This is a genomic window from Mesorhizobium sp. M0296, assembly GCF_040321675.1.
GTDB lineage: Bacteria > Pseudomonadota > Alphaproteobacteria > Rhizobiales > Rhizobiaceae > Mesorhizobium.
In genome coordinates this window covers 1-1,089 of the sequence record NZ_JAMYRZ010000105.1, presented here as the reverse complement: position 1 = coordinate 1,089, position 1,089 = coordinate 1, and the positions used below count along the sequence as shown (strand labels likewise).

The following is a 1,089-nucleotide window of genomic DNA, read 5'->3' as shown; positions in this document are numbered from 1 at the left end:
GGAACTTTGGCAGCATCGGCGGCCTGAAGGATGTTTCTGGCGAGGCGATTGAGAAGGGCCGTGTTGGCGGGGGCATTGTCCTTGCGGGCACGGCTGAGATCCTCATCGAGATGGACATCGAGCATCCAATGCAGGCCGTTCTCGATCTGCCAATGAGCTCTAGTGAGGTCGAGCGCCCGCTGCGGCGACATGAGCGTGGAGGCCATGAACAGGCGCATCAACGGCTTGGCCTGATCGCGTCGGCTGGTGATGCGGATGAAGGCCAGGTGGCCGGGCATCAGCGGCTCGGCCGCCGCCACGATCTCGGCCTGCCGCCACTCGTTGCGGCCGTGGCTGGTCTCGGTCCGCTCGGCAATGGAAGGGGTGGCGTCGGCCAGTTGCAGGTTGGCACGGCGCAGCCAATGACGACGGTTGCCCTTCAGCGCAAGCAGGTAATCGCCACCTCTTTGGGTAATGGCCGCAGCCATGCGGGTGTGGCAGTGGAGCGCGTCGGCGGTGACCAATCTGCCCGTAAGATCAATGAGTTCGACGACTTTGAGCGCGGCCTCGACTTCGTTCTCACCATCGCTCGGCGAGACTGCCGCCAGGCACAGCCGGGTCTCGGCGGCGAAGGCCGACACCGTCAACGGCGGACTGGCTGCCAAGCCCTTCTCGTAGGCTCGCCGCAAAGCCTTGCCGTCAAGCGACACCACCTCGGGCGTTTCTCGGCTGGCTCGGGCGAAAGCTGCGGCAAAGGCAGCAAAGGCGCGACCAAAGGCCTCCGGGTCGAGCAGACGCAGCAGCCGCGAGAAGGTGTCGTGGCTGGGAGCTGCGTCATAGTCGATCAGCCGCGACAGCGCCTGCTTGCGCTCCTGCGCGAACAGGGCAAATTCCGTCGCATTGCTGGCGCCGCACAGGCTTGCTGCGATCATCATCACGATCAGGTCGCCAAGCCGGTGCGTGGCGTTGGGCGCGCGTGGATCAGGCACCGCGCCAAAGTAGCTCTCAAGGCAGGAAATGGCAGTCGCTCCTTCGCTCAACTGCCTCTCCAAAGAATCCTTTCTCAGCCTAAACTCAACCCCAAAATCGCCATATGCGATTCCCCTGCCC

1 protein-coding gene is annotated in these 1,089 nt (G+C 64.0%); it reads right to left on the bottom strand.

Annotation, left to right across the window (positions count from 1 at the left end; genetic code table 11):
- On the bottom strand, positions 1-1,019 hold a 1,019-nt coding region (locus tag NKI97_RS35360; protein ID WP_352838606.1), incomplete at its 3' end, for an ISAs1 family transposase.
- Positions 1,020-1,089 lie beyond the last annotated feature (70 nt).